General features: G+C 57.3%; 18 protein-coding genes and 1 tRNA gene. All 19 read right to left on the reverse strand.

Features of this window, described 5'->3' with window-relative positions; genetic code table 11:
* Positions 1–681 precede the first annotated feature (681 nt).
* Positions 682–771 (reverse strand) — tRNA-Ser (locus M0G74_RS00005).
* A 204-nt stretch (positions 772–975) separates the two neighbouring features.
* On the reverse strand, positions 976–1,170 hold the full coding sequence (gene csrA / locus M0G74_RS00010; protein WP_160153071.1) for a carbon storage regulator CsrA: 195 nt from the start codon (positions 1,168–1,170) through the stop codon (positions 976–978).
* A gap of 215 nt (positions 1,171–1,385) precedes the next feature.
* Positions 1,386–2,624, reverse strand: a complete 1,239-nt coding sequence (locus M0G74_RS00015) for an aspartate kinase (RefSeq protein ID WP_160153070.1) — start codon at positions 2,622–2,624, stop codon at positions 1,386–1,388.
* A gap of 159 nt (positions 2,625–2,783) precedes the next feature.
* Positions 2,784–5,396 carry an alanine--tRNA ligase gene (alaS, locus tag M0G74_RS00020; protein ID WP_248213146.1) on the reverse strand — a complete coding sequence of 871 codons (2,613 nt, stop codon included), beginning with the start codon at positions 5,394–5,396 and terminating at the stop codon, positions 2,784–2,786.
* Positions 5,397–5,464: 68 nt separating this feature from the next.
* A complete protein-coding gene (locus M0G74_RS00025) occupies positions 5,465–5,821 on the reverse strand; it encodes a histidine triad nucleotide-binding protein (RefSeq protein WP_160153068.1) in 357 nt (118 codons plus the stop codon).
* 43 nt (positions 5,822–5,864) lie between these two features.
* Positions 5,865–6,050, reverse strand: a complete 186-nt coding sequence (locus M0G74_RS00030; RefSeq protein WP_160153067.1) for a Trm112 family protein — start codon at positions 6,048–6,050, stop codon at positions 5,865–5,867.
* A gap of 140 nt (positions 6,051–6,190) precedes the next feature.
* A complete protein-coding gene (locus M0G74_RS00035) occupies positions 6,191–7,051 on the reverse strand; it encodes an alpha/beta hydrolase (RefSeq protein ID WP_248213148.1) in 861 nt (286 codons plus the stop codon).
* A gap of 115 nt (positions 7,052–7,166) precedes the next feature.
* On the reverse strand, positions 7,167–8,651 hold the full coding sequence (gene glpK / locus M0G74_RS00040; RefSeq protein WP_248213150.1) for a glycerol kinase GlpK: 1,485 nt from the start codon (positions 8,649–8,651) through the stop codon (positions 7,167–7,169).
* Positions 8,652–8,774: 123 nt separating this feature from the next.
* On the reverse strand, positions 8,775–9,410 hold the full coding sequence (pcp, locus tag M0G74_RS00045) for a pyroglutamyl-peptidase I (protein ID WP_248213152.1): 636 nt from the start codon (positions 9,408–9,410) through the stop codon (positions 8,775–8,777).
* Positions 9,407–10,354: a DUF979 domain-containing protein gene (locus M0G74_RS00050; RefSeq protein ID WP_248213155.1), complete on the reverse strand. Its 948-nt coding sequence runs from the start codon at positions 10,352–10,354 to the stop codon at positions 9,407–9,409. Before M0G74_RS00050 ends, pcp begins: the two co-directional genes overlap by 4 nt.
* Before the next feature lie 2 nt (positions 10,355–10,356).
* Positions 10,357–11,106 (reverse strand): DUF969 domain-containing protein, encoded by a 750-nt coding sequence (locus tag M0G74_RS00055; protein ID WP_248213163.1) that lies wholly within the window; start codon positions 11,104–11,106, stop codon positions 10,357–10,359.
* Between the two features lie 243 nt (positions 11,107–11,349).
* A complete protein-coding gene (locus tag M0G74_RS00060; RefSeq protein ID WP_248213164.1) occupies positions 11,350–11,928 on the reverse strand; it encodes a regulatory protein RecX in 579 nt (192 codons plus the stop codon).
* 2 nt (positions 11,929–11,930) lie between these two features.
* Positions 11,931–12,962, reverse strand: a complete 1,032-nt coding sequence (recA, locus tag M0G74_RS00065; RefSeq protein ID WP_248213173.1) for a recombinase RecA — start codon at positions 12,960–12,962, stop codon at positions 11,931–11,933.
* 169 nt (positions 12,963–13,131) lie between these two features.
* Positions 13,132–13,665 carry a CinA family protein gene (locus tag M0G74_RS00070; RefSeq protein WP_248213176.1) on the reverse strand — a complete coding sequence of 178 codons (534 nt, stop codon included), beginning with the start codon at positions 13,663–13,665 and terminating at the stop codon, positions 13,132–13,134.
* Between the two features lie 34 nt (positions 13,666–13,699).
* Positions 13,700–14,203 (reverse strand): hypothetical protein, encoded by a 504-nt coding sequence (locus M0G74_RS00075; RefSeq protein WP_248213179.1) that lies wholly within the window; start codon positions 14,201–14,203, stop codon positions 13,700–13,702.
* A 35-nt stretch (positions 14,204–14,238) separates the two neighbouring features.
* On the reverse strand, positions 14,239–14,865 hold the full coding sequence (locus tag M0G74_RS00080; protein ID WP_248213180.1) for a LysE family translocator: 627 nt from the start codon (positions 14,863–14,865) through the stop codon (positions 14,239–14,241).
* Positions 14,866–14,914: 49 nt separating this feature from the next.
* On the reverse strand, positions 14,915–15,826 hold the full coding sequence (locus M0G74_RS00085; protein ID WP_248213187.1) for a DMT family transporter: 912 nt from the start codon (positions 15,824–15,826) through the stop codon (positions 14,915–14,917).
* 73 nt (positions 15,827–15,899) lie between these two features.
* Positions 15,900–17,630 (reverse strand): single-stranded-DNA-specific exonuclease RecJ, encoded by a 1,731-nt coding sequence (gene recJ / locus M0G74_RS00090; RefSeq protein ID WP_160153057.1) that lies wholly within the window; start codon positions 17,628–17,630, stop codon positions 15,900–15,902.
* A gap of 77 nt (positions 17,631–17,707) precedes the next feature.
* Positions 17,708–19,099, reverse strand: coding sequence for a threonine synthase (gene thrC, locus M0G74_RS00095; RefSeq protein WP_248213189.1), 1,392 nt, complete (start codon positions 19,097–19,099; stop codon positions 17,708–17,710).
* Between the last annotated feature and the right edge of the window lie 40 nt (positions 19,100–19,139).

A 19,139-nucleotide genomic window follows, 5' to 3' on the forward strand; every position in this document is an offset into this window, starting at 1 on the left:
TTCAATCTGAGCCATGATCAAACTCTTCAGTTTAAAGAGTCGCCCAACTGCTCATGCCATTAAAAATCAATGGCCAGCCAGGACTTAATCTTGCTCGGAATAAAACTCGAACCCGAAGGTTCTCATTACGTAATTCATTGACATGAGTTACTTACTTCCGATAAATCTTTTTCTGACCGAAGTCAGATATATCGATTCATCGCTCCGTAAGCACCCACACATATTGCTTGATCGAATTTTTAAACAACTCAGTGGAGCGCCAGGCCCTCACTGTGGGACGCGTATTCTACACATCCAATCTGCTGAAGCAAGTGCTTTTTGCAGACTTCTTTGAGACTGAAAAGCGTTTAAAAACAACGTCTTTTTCAGCCTCGATCACCGTTCCGGTGACCCCGAGAAGGACGCGCATTATATGGCGCCAATCTCGTTTGGCAAGCTCTTTTTGAAATTCTTTTTCAGAGAAAACTCTTTGAAAATCAACTAGCTAACTTGCCACCTCGCCGCGCCTTGGGTTGCCCCTGCAGCGGTGAGGGCGCGAACTATACGGGGCTACCCAAGTTGCCGCAAGCAGTTTTTGAAAAACTTTTCACGACACTGGGCAAGCACTCTGCTCGCCTGCCGAAGCCGAAAATCGCCAACTTCGAACATAAAAAAACACCCTCCTGAGAGAGTGTTTTTAAATGGCGGTGAGGGAGGGATTCGAACCCTCGATGAGTTTAACCCCATACGCCCTTAGCAGGGGCGCGCCTTCAGCCACTCGGCCACCTCACCGTACAACTTTCACGCTCTAAACTTCAAAGCTGCAGCAACCTCAAACAATTGGTCTTGGCTGCTGAAAGTGAGCGGCATCATACCAACGGCGAGGTAAAAATCAATGGGGAATCAATAACTTTTTGGCTTTTTTTAAAAACGGCCACAATTCATACAGGCACAAAAAAGGGCCGCGATCGCGGCCCCTCTTCTGGCGGACTAACCTCAGTCAGCACTGCCCTCATCGGAGGACTGTTTTTCACGCTGAATGCGCTGGTAGATCTCTTCACGGTGAACCGCTACCTCTTTCGGCGCGTTGACCCCGATGCGTACCTGGTTGCCCTTCACACCCAAAACGGTAACGGTCACATTGTCACCAACCATCAGTGTCTCACCGATTCGGCGGGTTAAAATTAACATTACCTACTTCTCCTTGATCATCCTGTGATTTGGTACGACCGGTTATCCCTGGCCCGCACCTTGGGGCATGATAACCCGAGAAAGCTGCAAACCGAGAACCTTGTCCGTCACTTTATTCAGTATCGCCCAGTCGCAGAAAATCTCAACAGGTCGTACCACACGCCAAACAACCAAATTGAAATGGTTGCTACCGCCATCCATCACTCTGGTTATAGTTATTCGCTGACTTTAGATTCAGAAAGCTCAAATGCACTGTGAAGCGCTCGTACCGCCAGTTCCAGATAGCGCTCATCAATGATGACCGAAATTTTGATTTCTGAAGTTGTGATCATCTGAATATTGATGTTGTCCTCCCCAAGGGCCTCAAACATCCGTGACGCCACGTTAGCGTGTGAGCGCATGCCAACACCCACGATGGACACCTTGGCAATCTTGTCGTCAGAAACCACTTCGCGAGCACCCAGCTCTTCCGCTACCCGCTCCAGTACCTTGCGCGCTTTACTCAAGTCGTTGCGATGGACGGTAAAGGTGAAATCGGTTGTGCCATCAATCGCACTGATATTCTGCACGATCACGTCAACTTCAATATTTTCAGCCCCTACCGGCGCCAGGATACGGCAGGCTACCCCGGGGGTATCCGGCACACCGCGGATTGTCAGTTTTGCCTCATCGCGATTGAACGCTATGCCGGAAACTACAGGCTGTTCCATCTCACTCTCTTCCTCATCCAAACTAATCAGCGTGCCATTGCCTTCCTCGAAGGTTGAGAGCACACGTAAAGGCACTTTATATTTTCCGGCGAACTCCACCGCTCGAATCTGCAGAACCTTTGACCCCAGGCTGGCCATTTCCAGCATTTCTTCAAAGGTGATGCGCTCCAGGCGACGTGCACTATCCACAACCCGAGGATCGGTGGTGTATACCCCATCGACATCGGTATAAATCTGGCATTCTGTCGCATCCAGCGCTGCTGCCAGGGCCACACCCGTGGTATCGGATCCACCGCGGCCGAGGGTCGTGATATTGCCCTCTTCATCGACACCCTGGAAACCGGCCACTACCACAACCTTACCGGCGCCCAGATCCCTGCGCATACGCTCTACGTCAATGCGCTGAATTCGGGCCTTGGTGTGGGCATTGTCGGTAAGAATCTTGACCTGCCCACCCGTATAAGAGCAGGCATCATAGCCCCGTTTTTTAAGCGCCATACTCAACAGCGCAATAGTGACCTGCTCACCGGTTGACACCAGAACATCCATCTCCCGCGGATCGGGATGCTCCTGAATCTGGCGCGCCAGATCAATCAGGCGATTGGTCTCCCCGCTCATTGCGGAAAGCACCACGACCATATCGTGGCCCTGGGCTTTGAAACCCGCCACCTTGTCGGCCACAGCCTCAATGCGCTCCACTGAGCCCACTGAAGTGCCACCATATTTCTGCACGAACAAACTCATCGTTCTAGTGTTCCTTACTACTGCCAAAGCGCGCGCCGCCTATCGCGCGCGCGTCGCGCACTAAATCACCAAAATCCGGGCAAATCAACTGAAAAAACGGAAATCAAACCGAAAATCCCCCGGCAGCTACGCAGCCAGCGGCATTTTCGGCTAATCGTTTCACTTGATATTATTTTTCACCCAGTCCGGCACAGCTTTCAACAGGCCCGGCAAAGCATCGGCATTGACCCCGCCGCCCTGCGCCATATCGGGACGGCCGCCGCCCTTGCCGCCGAGTTCGCCGGCCGCAAAGCGCATCAAGTCACCCGCTGCCAGGCGACCGGTCAGGTCTTTGGTGACCGCAGACACCAAGGCAACTTTCCCCTCTCCCGGCGCAGCCAAGAGTACGACACCGCTGCCCAGCTTGTTCTTCATCTGATCGGCCAGATCTCTCAGGGATTTGGCGTCGGCCCCTTCAACCGATACCGCCAGCAAATTGATGCCGGCAACCTCGACCGCCTGACTGGAAAGATCACCACCGGCGCCACTTGCCAGGCGAGTCTTCAATTGCGCGAGCTCTTTTTCCAGCTTGCGGTTGTTGGCCAGAAGCTGCTCCACCTTGTCCGCCAGGTTTTCAGGGCGGGCCTTCAACAGCGCGGCGGTATGATCGAGGCGTTGCTGAGCCTGATCGAACAGCGCCAGTGCATGGGCGCCGGTCACGGCTTCAATTCGGCGCTGGCCAGACGCGATGCCGCTCTCGCCGACAATTCGCAGCAAACCAATATCGCCAGTGCGATTTACGTGGGTACCGCCACACAGCTCCACAGAGAAGGTGCCGGCATCACTTTTCTCGCCCATGGAGAGCACGCGCACCGTGTCACCGTATTTTTCACCAAACAGGGCCATGGCGCCCTTGGCCTTGGCGGTCTCAATATCGGTTTCCTCGGTAGTCACCGGAGAATTGGCGCGAATCTGGCTGTTGACCAGGGCTTCAATAGCCCGCAACTGCTTGATGGTAACCGCTTCCGGGTGTGAGAAATCGAAACGCAGCCGCTCGGAATCCACCAGAGAACCTTTCTGGGTGACATGCTCGCCGAGAACTTTGCGCAGCGCCGCATGTAGCAGGTGCGTTGCAGAGTGGTTCAGGGCTGTGGATTGGCGTACATCGCCAGCCACTTCCGCCTCGACCATATCCCCTACCGATAGAGAACCTGCAAGCAGCTTGCCCTGGTGCAAATGGTGGCTGCCCAGTTTGGTGCAGTCAGACACTTCGAAGCGGCTGGAAGCAGCGCGCAGGTAGCCACTATCACCAACCTGACCACCGGACTCTGCATAGAAAGGTGTGCGATCCAGTACAACCGCACCGGACTCCCCTTCTGTCAGCTGATTTACCTGCTCACCATCTTTGATGATAGCGACCACCTTGCCCTCAGCAGAGGTGCCTTCGTAACCGAGAAACTCTGTTGCCCCCTCGATATCCAGGCTGCCAGTGTAATCCTGCTTGAACTTGCCGGCGGCACGAGCGCGTTCGCGCTGAGCTTCCATCGCTGTTTCGTAGCCAGCCATATCCAGGGTCAAGCCGCGCTCGCGGGCAATATCCTGGGTCAGATCTGTAGGGAATCCGTAGGTATCGTGGAGGGTAAACACCAGCTCTCCAGGAATTTCGGTGCCCTCGAGTGATTCCAGCGCGTCATCAAGCAGTGCCAGGCCTTTGTCCAGGGTTTTGGCAAACTGCTCTTCTTCTTTGCGCAATGCGTATTCTATCAGTGCCTGCTTCTCACGCAGCTCGGGATAGGCTTCGCCCATTTCCTGAACCAGCGCTGCAACCAGCTTGTAGAAAAAGATTTCCTTGTGGCCCAGCTTGTGACCGTGGCGCACTGCACGGCGGATAATACGGCGCAGCACAAAACCACGACCTTCGTTGGATGGCATAACACCATCCGCAATCAAGAAGGAACAGGACCGAATATGGTCCGCAATAACCCGCAGGGATTTTTCTTCCGTATCAGTGCAACCAACAATTTCACCCGCCGCTTTCAACAGCGCCTGAAACAGGTCGATTTCATAATTGGAATGCACGCCCTGCATAACAGCAGCGATACGCTCAAGCCCCATACCGGTATCCACCGAGGGTTTCGGCAGCGGGTGCAACTCCCCATCCGCAGAGCGCTCAAACTGCATGAATACGAGATTCCAGATCTCGATGTAGCGGTCGAGATCATCATTTTCAGAACCGGGAGGGCCGCCAGGGACGTCTTCACCGTGGTCGTAAAAAATCTCGGAACTGGGGCCACAGGGGCCGGTATCGCCCATTTGCCAGAAGTTATCTTCATCCAGGCGGGAGAAGCGATCTGCACTGACACCCACTTCCTTCAGCCAGATATCAGCAGCTTCGTCATCGCTGATGTGTACCGTAACCCACAGGCGCTCTTCCGGAAGCCCAAGGGTTTGGGTCAGAAACTGCCAGGCATACTGAATCGCTTCCCGCTTGAAGTAATCCCCAAAGCTGAAGTTCCCCAGCATTTCAAAAAAGGTATGGTGACGGGCGGTATAGCCGACGTTCTCCAGGTCGTTGTGTTTGCCACCGGCACGTACACAACGCTGAGAGCTGGTGGCCCGCACATAGGGACGAGACTCCTGGCCCAGGAAGGTATCCTTGAACTGCACCATGCCAGCGTTGGTAAATAGCAGCGTCGGATCATTGCCCGGGACCAGTGAGCTGGACGGCACTCGGGTGTGCTCCTGCTCGGCAAAATAATTTAAAAATGCTTCGCGTATCTGTGCGCTCTTCATCCAGCCAATTTCCACATCGTCAGTAAATATTTATCGGAGCCGCCTGCAGCAGCGCCAATCGCCATTTTTTACAGGTCTTCAGCAAGGCCAGCCTCGGGCATTTTGCGCTGGGCCAGTAAGTGTATGTGCAAGTGAAAAACCGTTTGTCCCGCCCCGCGGCCATTGTTGATCACCAGTCGAAACCCCTCTTCCAGCTTCAACTGACGGGCCATCTCAGAAGCCACCCACATCAAATGACCGAGAAGCGGTACATCATCCATCTGTGCATCGGCCAGGTTGACCAAGGGTTTCCGGGGAATGATCAACAGGTGTGTCGGCGCCTGGGGCGACCGGTCTTCAATGACCACACAGAGTTCATCTTCATAGAACCGCCGGGCGGGAAGCTCGCCGGCAATGATCCGACTGAAAACACTGACTTCACTCATGGCATCTCCTGCCTATCCCGGCACGGGCTCGGGGTCAGCCGGGTTACTTTTCCAGTTTTTCGTCCACGGTCAGTTGCCGGGCCTCGGATTCCAGCATGACCGGAATACCGTCTCGAATCGGGTAGGCCAAGCCACTGGCCTTGCACACCAGCTCTTGAGACTCTTCACGGTATTCCAGTGGCGCCTTGCTGACCGGGCAGACCAGCAGGCTAAGTAGTTTCTTGTCCATGACTCGCTCTATACAAGCCCACAGCCCCGGAATCCACGGCTGCAGGTTAAAAATGACCGCGTATGGTACAACGCTTTTTGGGGGTTTTCACGACCACCCGATGAATTTGGGTGGCCGCCGACAATTATGGAAGGCGGGGTTCAGCCAGCGGCCGACTCCCTCTGTGGAAGAACACCATGCCTGGAGATCGCATTCAGGTGGTTAATCAGTAGTGCAAGGGCTTCGTCGCCAGTGCCGGGCTCGTTGAACACCTCGTGGTAGGCCGCAGGAAAGTGGCAAAGACGATGGGTATCCCCCTGCAAGCGGTCAAACCAGGTGCAACTGACTTCAGAGTCAACCAAGCGGTCTTCCCCGGGCAGCAGCATCAGGCATGGTACCTCCACCGCCGCGGGCTTCGCCAGCAACTGCGCGCGAAACTGCTGATACCCGATAAACCATCGCGGCGTCACCCTGTCGTGCACCAGATCGTCGCCACCATAAGCAGCTACCACCGCTGGGTCACGACTGATCCACCGGGTGTCCAGGCGATTCGACAGCGGCAACCTCGGGCACAGTTTTTCCAGCAACCGGATCAACCCCACCTCTACAGCACCAGGTTCTTTGCGGCCTTTAAATGCCGGGGCGGAAAGAATCAGGCTCTCGACCGTGCAGTCTCCACTAGGCAAAACCACACTGCCACAGGCAATGACGCCGCCCATACTATGTCCTAGCAGGTGCAGCGGCTGACCGGTGTTTTCGAATCGCACCAGCTGAATAAAACGGCACAGGTCAAGGGAGTAATCCGAAAACGCGTCGATGTCCCCCCTTCCCCCGGGAGATTGACCATGTCCGTAGTGATCCAGAGCGTAAACACTGTAACCGCTACTGTTCAGTTTTCGCGCCAGTTCCCGGTAACGGCCGCTGTGCTCTCCCAAACCATGAGATATAACAACCACACCATTCGCGCCCTCTACCCACCAGCGCCGGTAGTGCATTCGGATACCACGGGATTCAAAGTACACGGCTCTCTCCTTCTTATCGTTATGTCCGGATTTTGCCAGCAGAATGTGATCGGAGTATTTCGGGCTCACAAGGCGCTGCCCTCCGCCAGAACCCCCTCCACTCAACCGTCGAAATCTAGGGTTTGTACACCCGGCATGCCGCCACCGCCTTACCCCAACCACTAAGCAGCTCGCGACGCTGTAGCTCTCCCATTTGCGGCAGGAAATCCTGCTCTATGTCCAGAAGACATTCCGGGAGGTTCACACCGTTCCATATTCCCGCACCCAAACCCGCCAATAGTGCAGCACCCACGGCCGTAGACTCGATTTGCCGTGGCCGCTCAACACGCAGGCGGGAAATGTCCGCCTGAAACTGCATCAGAAAATTATTCGCGCTGGCACCACCATCCACCCGCAGGCACTGCAGCTCCACCCCTAGCGCCTGCGCCATCAAGTCCGCCAGCTCATGGCTCTGATAGGCGATGGATTCCAGTGTCGCCCGCACGAGTTCAGCGCGGCCCGCGCCGCGGGTAAGACCGAACAGCGCTCCTCGCGCCTGCGAATCCCAGTGCGGGGCGCCCAGCCCACTGAATGCCGGCACCAGGTATAGACCCCGGGTATCCGGGATGCCAAACGCTATCTGTTCGGTTTCTGCCGCTTGCTGGATTACCCCCAGGTCGTCTCGCAGCCACTGCACTGCCGCACCGCCATTAAAAACCGATCCCTCAATGGCATATTGCGGCTCACCACCTTGGCCGCAGGCAATGGTCGTGAGGAGACCATCGGGTACCAGCGGGCGCTCGCCGCCGGCAAAAGCCAGCATGAAACAACCTGTGCCATAGGTATTTTTCAGGTTGCCCGGGCGGGTACAGCCCTGCCCGAACAGCGCCGCCTGCTGGTCGCCTGCAACCCCGGCAATGGGCACAGTTGCCCCCAGGAACGCAGCGGGGTCAGTTTGACCGAACACGCTCGCAGACGCCTTGATCTCGGGCAAGATGGCGCGCGGACAATCGAACAGAGCCAACAGCTGATCATCCCAGTCCCGTCGCTCCAGGTCATACAGAAGGGTTCGACTGGCATTGGTGTGGTCCGTGACATGGGACTTGCCGCCGGTGAGCCGCCAGATCAGCCAGCTGTCCACGGTACCAAAACAGAGGTCGCCGGCTCGGGCCCTGCGGTGGAGCTCTGGGGATTGCTGAAAAATCCAGCGAAGTTTGCTGGCGGAGAAATAGGCGTCCAGTAAAAGGCCGGTTTTTGCCCGCACCAAGGACTCAGCCCCGGCGCCGCGTAACTCTGCACAGATATCCGCAGAGCGACGGCACTGCCAGACAATCGCACGATGCACCGGCGCACCGGTTTTCCGGTCCCACAGGATCGTGGTTTCCCGCTGGTTAGTGATACCCAGAGCCCGCAGCGCACTGGCGTCGACACTCGCGCGCTGCAAGGCCGCAGCACAAACCTTCAGGGTTACCTGCCAGATTTCATCCGCATCGTGCTCGACCCAGCCGGGGTGGGGGTAATACTGGGGGAATTCCGAATAGCTACGACCAATAAGCCTACCGGCATCGTCAAACACAAATGCCGTGGTGCCAGTGGTGCCCTGGTCAATGGAGAGGATCATCGCTAGTCCTCGCGATTCGTTATTATCGGCCCGCTTCCGAGCCCTTATCGCCTATCCATACCTGCAGCCACCGAATACCGGAGGCTGCAGGAAGCAAGTCCTGAGTATAACGCTACCGGCGTCCTAGTGCGTGGTTCCCGTAATCAGGTCAATCTCCTCCCCTCCGGCAATCAACGCATCACAAATCAGCCTCATCGCCTCACAAAGCGTGGCAAGTGCCATGCTCGGGCTGCCCGGGTGGCGAGCAGCCTGCTCCGGCAGGTAGGGAATATGCACAAAGCCCACACGGGGCTGCTGGGGCAACTGTTGGGCAAGGTGGCTGGCGCCATAAAACAGATGATTACAGACAAAAGTGCCCGCCGTGTAAGAGAGGTCCGCCGGTATACCGCACTCCTGGAGCGTTGCCATCAGCCGCTTCAGAGGCAACTGACTGAAGTAGGCTGCGGGAGCGTCCGGCACCACCGGGGTACCGAGAGGCTGCTCACCGGCATTGTCCGGAATCCGGGCCTCATTGAGGTTGATCGCGACCTTTTCCAGGCTGATGGAGGGGCGGCCGCCGGCCTGACCCACAGCAAGAATGATATCCGGAGCCCGCGTTCTGACCCGATCCTCCAGCACCTGCAAACACCGGTCAAAGGTACAGGGCAACTCGAGGGTATCCACCAGATCCCGGTAGCCTTGCAGGGATTTAACAGCCTCCCAGGACGGGTTGATGGATTCACCACCAAAAGGCTCAAATCCGGTCAGTAATATTTTCACAGCAACCACCACAAGAGGCCGATATTCGCGACGAGGACCATCAGTGCCGTCGGCACCTGTGCCTTGATTACGGCATTTCGGTCCTTCAACTCCAGCAGCGCCGCCGGTACGATGTTGAAATTGGCTGCCATTGGTGTCATCAGGGTCCCGCAGTAACCACAGAACATGCCAATTGCCGCCATCACGGCAATGTTGCTGTAATATTCAACCACCAGGAACGGGATGCCAATACCGGCGGTAATCACCGGGAAAGCGGCAAACGCATTGCCCATGATGATGGTGAACAGCGCCATGCCTACGGCGAATGCCACTATCGCCCAGAATCGTTGCCCTTCCGGCAACAGCTGCCCCACGAGGTCGGCTACCGCATCGCCTACACCGGCCTGTGCAAACAGGATCCCCAGGGTCGCAAGCATCTGTGGCAACAACATGGCCCAGCCGATGGAATCCATTAACCGGGCACTTTCCCTCAACCCCTGGATGGGGGCCTCCCGTGTAAACCGGCAAGCAAGTACAAACGCGAGCAAACAGGCAATCCCAAGACTCACCAGAGTCGACTTGGCGGGATCTACCAGCGTCAATCCGTGGCTGGCAAGAAAGGGGAAACCCAGCGCGCCCACCAGGGTAAAGCCCGGGATCACCAGAGACGGCCAGAACAGTTTGCTACCGAGCCGATCGGCACCACTCCGGGCTCGCTGCTGGTCGGGCTCAGCCGCGGGTTTGCCTGCTACCAGATTAAACCCTCCAAGCAGACACATGAGCAGCACCAGCGCACCGCTCAGCGCACTCGGCAACCAGTCGCCGGTAAGAAACAGAACGCCAAACAGCCCCCAGAATATGGCCGTCGGCCAGCGTTTGGCACGAGTGCGGTCAAGCGCGGTCAGCACCGCATTCGCCAACAGCAACAATCCAGCAATGGCGTAAAAGAATTCAATTTTCAGCACGATTACTGCCCCTCCGGCGCGATGTTTACGTCGGTCGTGGCGGCAGTAGAGGTATCGGAGACACTGGAGGCGCTGCGCGCCTTAGCCAACTGGCGATCCAGGCGCAACACCCGGATACCGTGGATGATCAATGCGCAAAGCGCCGTCGGTATACCCCAGAGTGCAATATGGATGGGCTCAACTTCATAACCGCGCTCGGCCAAAAAGGTATACATCAAAACAACGGCGCCAAAGGCCACAAAGATATCTTCACCAAAGAAAAGACCCACGTTATCGGTCGCGGCAGACATGGCGCGCAGTTTTTGACGCTCATCGTCGCTCAAAGACCCGAGGGATTTTTCCGCAGCGCCCTCTGCCATTGGCGCAAGCAGAGGCCGCACCATTTGTGGATGCCCGCCCAGACTGGTCAAGCCCAGTGCCGCACTGGTTTCACGGATAAACAGGTATAGGGCCAGGAGACGCCCGGTGGAGATGCTTTTGAACCGGGATATCCAGCGAGCGGCCTGCTCCCGCAAACCATTGCGTTCCAGCAGGCCGACTACGGCAAGTGGCAGAACCAGGATAAGGGAGAGTGTTCTGGTGTGAACAAAGCCTTCACCGAGGGCTTCAAGTATGTTGGTAAACGGCAGAGCGGCGGCGGTGCCCGTTGCGAGACCCGCCAGGGTCACCACCAGCAGAGGATTCATCCGCAGGGCAAAACCTGCAGCAACCACAAGGACACCCACAAGGGGCCAGTAGGAAACGGCATCCATAAGGTAAGCCTTTCTCTGTTTTACATGTCGCCAGGCCTAGCTACTCCCTTTCGAGCCTGTATTTGATCACTCCTTGTGGAGTGTGCAGCCCACAACTGTTGACCTGTGCGCCATTATGAAGGACATATCCAGACTCGGCTAATCGAAAGCTGTCCTACAGACTGGAACTGGTCAGATTTTATGCGGCGGCGTTTTAATACCGGCAAACTAAGGGGGGAAACGATGGGAGGGGAACGAAGCTGGTCAGCAATCTGCGTCAATAGCCCAGGCGATAGCGTCCGAGGAAAAGCCGCGGTAAGCCAGGTAACGCTGTCGTTTGGCGCGCTCTTTGAATTGCTGTTCGCGTGGCAGTGCAGGATTGATTGCCCCGCGAAATTTGCGCTGTAACACCTCGGCAGCCAGAGCGAACCAGTCCGTTTCGGCCTGTTCCAGGGCGCTGGCAATCAGATCGCCATGGACACCACGCTGTTGCAACTCACGGCGAATACGCAGAGGACCCTGCCCCCGCTGTACCCGCGAACGGCAGAACACCTCCGCAAAGCGCTGATCGGACTGGTAATTAAGTGCCTGCAATCGCGACAGTACTTCGTCGAAATTCGCCTCGGGGTGCTTTGCGGAAAGCTTTCGTCGCAGCTCCTGACAGGAGTGCTCCCGACGGGAGAGGAGGTCGATGGCCGCATTATACAGGGCCTGGGTGAGCGCTTTGGACTCCCCCCGGGAAGATGCGGAGGATGGTGACAGGGCCGAGGCCGTCGAATCTACGGGGGATTCCACCGGCGGCCACTCTACGCTGCCGCCGATGGTATCTTGGGGGAAAGACAAGATCAGTCTTCCGCAGCTTCCAGCTCTTCAGGCTGTGCCGGTGCGGCATCTTCCAGCAACTGCGCACGCAGCTGGCCTTCGATTTCATTGCGGATATCGGTATTTTCCTTCAGGAATTTCACCGCATTGGCCTTACCCTGGCCAATCTTGTCGCCTTTGTAGCTGTACCAGGCGCCAGCCTTGTCAATCAGCCCCAACTTCACGCCGTAGTCGACAATTTCACCCAGCAGGTTGATACCCTGGCCGTACATGATCTGGAACTCGGTCTGCTTGAAGGGTGGAGCCACCTTGTTCTTGACTACCTTGACCCGGGTTTCGTTGCCCACCACCTCATCGCCCTCTTTCACAGAGCCGATGCGACGGATGTCCAGGCGAACAGAGGAGTAGAACTTGAGCGCATTACCACCGGTAGTGGTTTCCGGGGAGCCAAACATCACCCCGATTTTCATCCGGATCTGGTTGATGAACACGCACAGGGTATTAGTGTTCTTGATATTACCGGTCAGCTTGCGCAGGGCCTGAGACATCAAACGCGCTTGCAAGCCAACGTGGGTATCACCCATTTCACCTTCGATTTCCGCACGCGGGGTCAGGGCCGCTACGGAGTCCACGACCAGCACGTCAACCGCACCGGAGCGCACCAGCATATCGGCCACTTCCAGCGCCTGCTCACCGGTGTCCGGCTGGGATACGATCAGCTCGTCCACATTGACACCGAGCTTTTCGGCATAGATTGGATCCAGCGCGTGCTCCGCATCCACGAAGGCACAGGTGCCGCCCTTGCGCTGAGCCTCGGCGATTACCTGCAAGGTAAGCGTGGTTTTACCGGAAGATTCAGGACCGTAGATTTCAACAATACGGCCGCGAGGCAGGCCGCCAATACCGAGGGCGACATCCAGCCCGAGGGAGCCGGTAGAAATCGCGGGGATACGCTCACGGCCCTTATCCCCCATGCGCATGACGGTGCCCTTGCCGAACTGGCGCTCGATCTGTGACAGCGCCGCCTGTAAAGCTTTGTCTTTGTTGGAATCCATGACCCTTCCCGTGTACTTGACGTTTGGTGATGGGAGGGAAGCTTAGAGAAAAATTACTGTATAAGCAACCAGTAATCCGGAATTAGCCCGGCGACAGCCAGAGGAAACGGGGAGAAGGGAAAACCCGGTGAAATACCCGCCGCAATACCCGCCGAAAGTCACCAGCCAGTCACGATTTGCAGTGGGCCTCGACAACCGCCAGCATCCGCTTAAGTGCTTCCGCCACCGTCTGCCGCTGAATATCTCTCCTGCCGCCGTGAAAATGCATGCACACGGCGCCCGCCTCTACGGGCTCCTGCCCCTGGCTGTGCGCCCAGGCAATCCAGACAGTGCCCACAGGCTTGTCCTCACTACCACCATCGGGGCCAGCAATACCACTAACGGCAACAGACAGGTTCGCGTCCAGCCGATTCAAGACCCCTACTGCCATCTGCCGGGCCACCGACTCGCTGACGGCGCCGACGGTATCCAGGTCGCGCTGGTCCACACCGAGAAAGTCCCGCTTGATACGGTCCGCGTATGAAACTACCGCGCCGTCAAACCAGGCAGACGATCCCGCCACGGAAGTGATCGCGGCCGCAATGGCACCACCGGTACAGGATTCCGCTGTGGTTACCCGCCAGCTGAGCTGTTGCAGGGCGCTGCCGAGCGCAGCCGCCAATTCGTCAATACCGAGACCCGAAGCATCGAGATTGCTTCCCACCAGGATTCCCCCCAAACGTCCAGAGCAATAACATTTATCGATCCACCGGGCCGCCCGCTCCCCGGTCCTTACAGCTTGAAAACTCGTAAGGCACCTTGCCCGCCGGATCAAAGCCCAACTCCAGGGCGGCATCCAGCAATTCAGTTTTTATTCGATGTAACAGGATATCGCCCGTGGCACCACCGCATACCGAGGGGTACATTCGGTCCTTGCGCACACCGCAGCGGGACTCAATGACCGTAATACCACCCTGTACCAGTTTGCCGCGACTCTGCTCTACCGACAGACCGCCACCTTCACACTGGCGGCTGCCGCGAGCCTGCATAACCCAGAGGGTATCCGCAAGCTGCACACTGCCTTCAGCGGACTCTGTCTCAGACGTGGGCGCCTCCTCGGCCTGACCAGCAGCCGATCCGGCTTCAACGTTGGCGCCAGCCTGCGGCACCTGACCCGATTTTTGCGCACCGCGTTCACCGCAACCTGCCAGTAGCATCAGCACAGTCATCAGCAGCGGCACAAACAAATTTCCAGCCTTCATCTCATCTCCTTATGTTCAGTTTGATCCCTCTACCGTCAGCTTAGCGCGAGCCATACCCCCACGCCCAGCATCAAGGTGCCCGCGATACGATTCATAAGGCGCACATTTTCGCCCCGGTGCAATAATTTGCTGAGTGTGCGACCACCACTGGCGTAAATCAGCATACAGATAAACTCCAGGCCCAGAATAATCCCGAGCAGTACCGTTATCTGAGGCAGCAGCGCTTTACCCTGATCAATAAACGGCGGCAGCAAGGCAATAAAAAATGCCCAGCCTTTGGGGTTGGCCACCGCGGTAACAAACCCCTGCACCACCATATTCACGGCTGGAATCTGCGCCTGAGCACCAGTGGCTGACTCCACCAGCACCATACGCCCGCGAGCGCGCCACATCTGAACACCCAGGTAGACGAGATAAGCCCCGCCACAGTATTTGAAGACCTGAAAGGCACCGGGATACTTCAACATAAAGGCGGCGATACCCAACACCGCGGACACCGCCACTACGGCGACACCGCATAACTCCCCCAGCATCATCCACAGGGTGCGGCGCACGCCAAAGGCCATCCCCATGGTGAGCGCCAGAGTCATGCACATACCCGGCGTGATGGAAACGAAGAAAAACGTCGGCACAAATAGCGCCAATAGCGACCAGTCAATCATGTGCAGAAACCGACCCCTTCAGAAACCAACCCGTTCAGAAACCGACCTATTAATGGTGCGTTCCGTTGTGATTGCCATAGTGGCTGATCACCATACCGGAAAGCATCAAACCACAGCCGACAAGCTCCTTCGCGCTCAGCATTTCGTTCAGGAACAACCAGCCCGCCGCTACTGCAAATACCGATTCGAGACTCATGATCACCGTGGCGTGAGAAGGCGCTGCATTACGCTGCCCAAGAAGCTGAAAGGTGAACGCGATAGCAGTAGAAAATACCATCATATAGGCAATGGGCCAGGCGGCATCGGCAGCGTCCTGCAGCGAAGGCGATTCCACCACGAAGGACGCAATGGCAGACAGCAGTCCGCACACCAGAAACTGGATCGCCGCCAACCGCAGCGCATCGTAGCGATGCACCAGGTAATCGGCCGACAGTACCTGGATCGCGAATACAAACGCGCTCGCAAACACCATCAGGTCCCCGATCAGTTGCGCCTCCTCGGAGAAATCCGCCAGCCAGTAAAGGCCAAACAGGGCCAGGGCGACCCCGGCCCAGGTCCAACGATTGGTCTTGTGCCCCAGCGACAGCCCGATCACCGGCACCAGCAGCAGGTAGAAGCCGGTAATAAAACCGGCTCGACCGGCGGTGGTGTACAGCAGGCTTGCCTGCTGCAGTGCGGCACCGAGAAATAGCCAGAAACCGAGCACAGCGCCACCGGGCAGGCACTTGCGCCAGCGGTGATGAATGGTTGCTCCACCCTCCTCGCCCGGCTGTACGTCCCGACGAGATGAGAGCCAGTAAACTATCGGCAACAGCAGCAGCCCACCTAGAAAAAAGCGCCAGGCGTTAAATGCCAGGGGCTCGATATGCGCCATCGCAATTTTCTGGGGCACGAATGCGAGCCCCCAGAAAAGCGCTGCCAACACCAGTAATAATTCGGCTTTTGCCTGTTTTTGATTCATGGGAATTACCTGACAACAACTTCAACGCAGATGCGACGGACCGCGCAATCGCGGTGCCGCTCACAACTGACAATTACACAGGGGTTATTTGGCTGACCATCAGCTGCAAGGACTGACGGCCGCGGAACTCGTTGATATCCAGTTTGTACGCCAGCTGCACCTTCTCAACCTGGGCCGGCCAGAAATCCGCATCGATATTGAAGGCAATGGCATCCAGTGCCAGTTGCGGTGCCGAGAGCGGCGCCACGACCATTTTCAGGTGGCGCTCGCCGACAATTCGCTGCTGTAACAGCAGAAACTCACCGTCAAACTCCGGTTCGGGGAACGCCTGCCCCCAGGGCGCACAGGCGCGTAATACCGCCGCCGTTTCCATTGAGAATTGATCAGCGCGCAATTCGCCGTCGGTCTCAATGACCGCCTGCAATTGCGACGCCGACAGACGGCTGCGTACCGCTGTTTCAAACGCCTCGGTAAACGCAGGAAGATTCTCCACCGGCAGGCTCAGACCCGCGGCCATTGCGTGACCACCGAACTTGCTGATCAAGTGTGGCTGCGCCGCGGCCACATCGCTGAGAGCATCGCGAATATGCAGCCCGGGGATGGAGCGGGCAGAGCCTTTGATCAGACCATTGTCACCATCGGCGAAAGCGATCACCGGGCGGTGGTACTTCTCCTTGATACGGCTGGCAAGAATACCCACCACGCCCTGGTGCCATTCGGCATCGTACAGACACAGGCTCCAGGGCAACCCCTGTTCACCCAACTGCAGCTTTTCCAGCGCCGCCATCGCCTCACGCTGCATCCCCGCCTCGATCGCCTTGCGGTCGCGGTTGAGCGAGTCCAACTCGGCAGCCAACTCCCGCGCCTCCTGCGGGTCCCGGGTCAACAGGCAGCGAATACCAGTGCCGATGTCATCCAGCCTGCCCGCCGCATTAATACGCGGCCCGAGGATAAAACCGATGTCCGTGGTGGAAAGGCGGGCGCGATCCCGCCCTGCCACTTCCATCAATGCCTGGATACCCGGGCGACAGCGACCGGCGCGAATACGCGCAATACCCTGGTGCACCAGCACCCGGTTGTTATGGTCCAGTGGCACCAGATCCGCCACTGTCCCCAGGGCCACCAGATCCAGATACTCCGCCATATTGGGTGCAGCAACCCCGGACTCGTCAAACCAGCCCTGCTGCTGCAACACACTTTTGAGGCGACTGAGAAGATAGAAGATCACACCGACGCCGGCGAGATTTTTACTTGGGAATTCACACTCAGGCTGATTGGGATTGACGATGGCATCCGCCTCCGGCAATTCACTGCCGGGGAGATGGTGATCGGTGACAATCACCTTGAGGCCCGCGGCCTTGGCGGCGGCAACACCATCGATACTGCTGATACCGTTGTCGACCGTAATCAGGAGATCCGGATGGTATTCCCGGGCAACCTCGACAATCTCCGGGGTCAGGCCATAGCCAAACTCAAAGCGATTGGGCACCAGAAAATCTACCGCCCCAGCGCCGAGCGCGCCCAGCGCCAGCACCGCCAACGTACTACTGGTAGCGCCGTCCGCGTCAAAGTCACCAACAATCAGGATCTTGTGCTGCTCGCGTACCGCGTCCGCCAACAAGGCCACTGCCGCCTCCACGCCGCGCATGGAAGTCGGGCTGTGCAGTCGGGTGAGCTGATGATCCAGCTCATCGTCACTGCTGACCCCGCGACCGAGCAGGACACGTTGCAGGATTTCAGGGGTAGAGGACGTAAAACGGCCAGTGGACAAATCCACTGGCCGTCGTCGGATGATTGCGCTCATGGCTTCCGGTCGGGTCGGTTGATCGGGTTTGCCACTGGGCGTGGCAAAACGTCATTCTACCGTCCGGCGGCCTTTACTCAACCCAGTGTGCGGGCAATAAAATCGTGTATTGCAGACAGGTCGTTATCCAGCACTTGTAACCGCTCTTCCCGCTGCATCAGGTCCTGCATATGGTGCGGCAGCGGCACCTGGGTGCCCGGCAAGGCCTTGTCCACCGCATCGCTGAATTTGGCGGGGTGCGCTGTAGCCAGGCACACCATGGGCTCCGCCTTGGATTTACGCGCGCGGCGTGCAGCTTCAACGCCGATGGCGGTGTGTGGGTCGAGCAGATACTCGGTGGATGCAAATACTTCGCGAATGACTTCGACAGTGCGCTCATCATCAACGCGCTCGGAGGCAAACAGCTTCCGCGCATTGTCGAGAATCTTGTCATCAAGTTTCAGGGGTGCGGTGCGATCGGCCAACAGCTCGGCCACCGCAGCGCCATCGCGGCCGTAAAGGTCGAACAACAGGCGCTCGAAGTTGCTCGACACCATGATATCCATACTCGGCGACAGGCTGTGTACCAGCGGCTGGGGCGAGTGGTCGTTGGCGCTGATACAGCGGTGCAGAATATCGTTGGCGTTGGTGGCAATCACCAGCTGGTTAATGGGCAGCCCCATACCACGCGCCAGGTAACCGGCAAATATATCCCCAAAATTACCGGTGGGCACTGAGAAGTTCACCGGGCGATGGGGGCCGCCGAGGCTCAACGCCGCGTGGAAGTAATAGACGATCTGGGCCATGATCCGCGCCCAGTTGATCGAGTTGACCGCCACCAGACGGCGCCCATCCGGCAGGAAGGACTGGTCGGCGAAACTGGCTTTGACCATGTTCTGGCAGTCATCGAAATTTCCTTCCAGAGCAATATTGAACACGTTGTCCGACAGCACCGTGGTCATCTGCTTGCGCTGCACTTCCGAAACCCGGTTATGCGGATGCAGGATAAAGATGTCGATGTTTTCGCAGTGACGGCAACCCTCGATGGCGGCAGAGCCGGTATCACCAGAGGTTGCCCCCAATACCACGACCTTTTCCCCACGCTTTTTCAGCAACAGGTCAAACAGCTGCCCGAGGAACTGCAGGGCAAAGTCCTTGAACGCCAGGGTCGGCCCTTGGAACAGCTCCATTACCCACTCGTTGTGCCCGGTCTGCACCAGCGGCGCAATGGCATCGTGGCGGAAATTGGCATAGGCGCGCTCGATAATACCGCGCATCTCCTCTTCACTCAGATCTTCCGAAACGAAGGGCCACATAATGCGGAACGCCAATTCCTGGTAATCCAGGCCCGCCATTTCGGCAATTTCTTCGCGACTAAACTGGGGAAGCTTTTCCGGTACGTAAAGGCCGCCGTCACTGGCGAGGCCGGCCAGTACGGTATCGGCAAAACTGAGAGACGGCGCACGGCCGCGGGTGCTGATAAATTTCACAGTGATTGGATTTCGTTATGGCTATTTAGCTAAAAATGGG

It is taken from the genome of Microbulbifer sp. CAU 1566 (genome assembly GCF_023156515.1).
GTDB lineage: Bacteria > Pseudomonadota > Gammaproteobacteria > Pseudomonadales > Cellvibrionaceae > Microbulbifer.

What these genes read in the sequence shown, in the direction of transcription:
- csrA (WP_160153071.1), bottom strand. Translation starts at nt 1,170, where the DNA reads ATGTTAATTTTAACCCGCCGAATCGGTGAGACACTGATGGTTGGTGAC.
- M0G74_RS00015 (WP_160153070.1), bottom strand. Translation starts at nt 2,624, where the DNA reads ATGAGTTTGTTCGTGCAGAAATATGGTGGCACTTCAGTGGGCTCAGTG.
- alaS (WP_248213146.1), bottom strand. Translation starts at nt 5,396, where the DNA reads ATGAAGAGCGCACAGATACGCGAAGCATTTTTAAATTATTTTGCCGAG.
- M0G74_RS00025 (WP_160153068.1), bottom strand. Translation starts at nt 5,821, where the DNA reads ATGAGTGAAGTCAGTGTTTTCAGTCGGATCATTGCCGGCGAGCTTCCC.
- M0G74_RS00030 (WP_160153067.1), bottom strand. Translation starts at nt 6,050, where the DNA reads ATGGACAAGAAACTACTTAGCCTGCTGGTCTGCCCGGTCAGCAAGGCG.
- glpK (WP_248213150.1), bottom strand. Translation starts at nt 8,651, where the DNA reads ATGATCCTCTCCATTGACCAGGGCACCACTGGCACCACGGCATTTGTG.
- M0G74_RS00055 (WP_248213163.1), bottom strand. Translation starts at nt 11,106, where the DNA reads ATGGATGCCGTTTCCTACTGGCCCCTTGTGGGTGTCCTTGTGGTTGCT.
- recA (WP_248213173.1), bottom strand. Translation starts at nt 12,962, where the DNA reads ATGGATTCCAACAAAGACAAAGCTTTACAGGCGGCGCTGTCACAGATC.
- M0G74_RS00075 (WP_248213179.1), bottom strand. Translation starts at nt 14,203, where the DNA reads ATGAAGGCTGGAAATTTGTTTGTGCCGCTGCTGATGACTGTGCTGATG.
- M0G74_RS00080 (WP_248213180.1), bottom strand. Translation starts at nt 14,865, where the DNA reads ATGATTGACTGGTCGCTATTGGCGCTATTTGTGCCGACGTTTTTCTTC.
- M0G74_RS00085 (WP_248213187.1), bottom strand. Translation starts at nt 15,826, where the DNA reads ATGAATCAAAAACAGGCAAAAGCCGAATTATTACTGGTGTTGGCAGCG.
- recJ (WP_160153057.1), bottom strand. Translation starts at nt 17,630, where the DNA reads ATGAGCGCAATCATCCGACGACGGCCAGTGGATTTGTCCACTGGCCGT.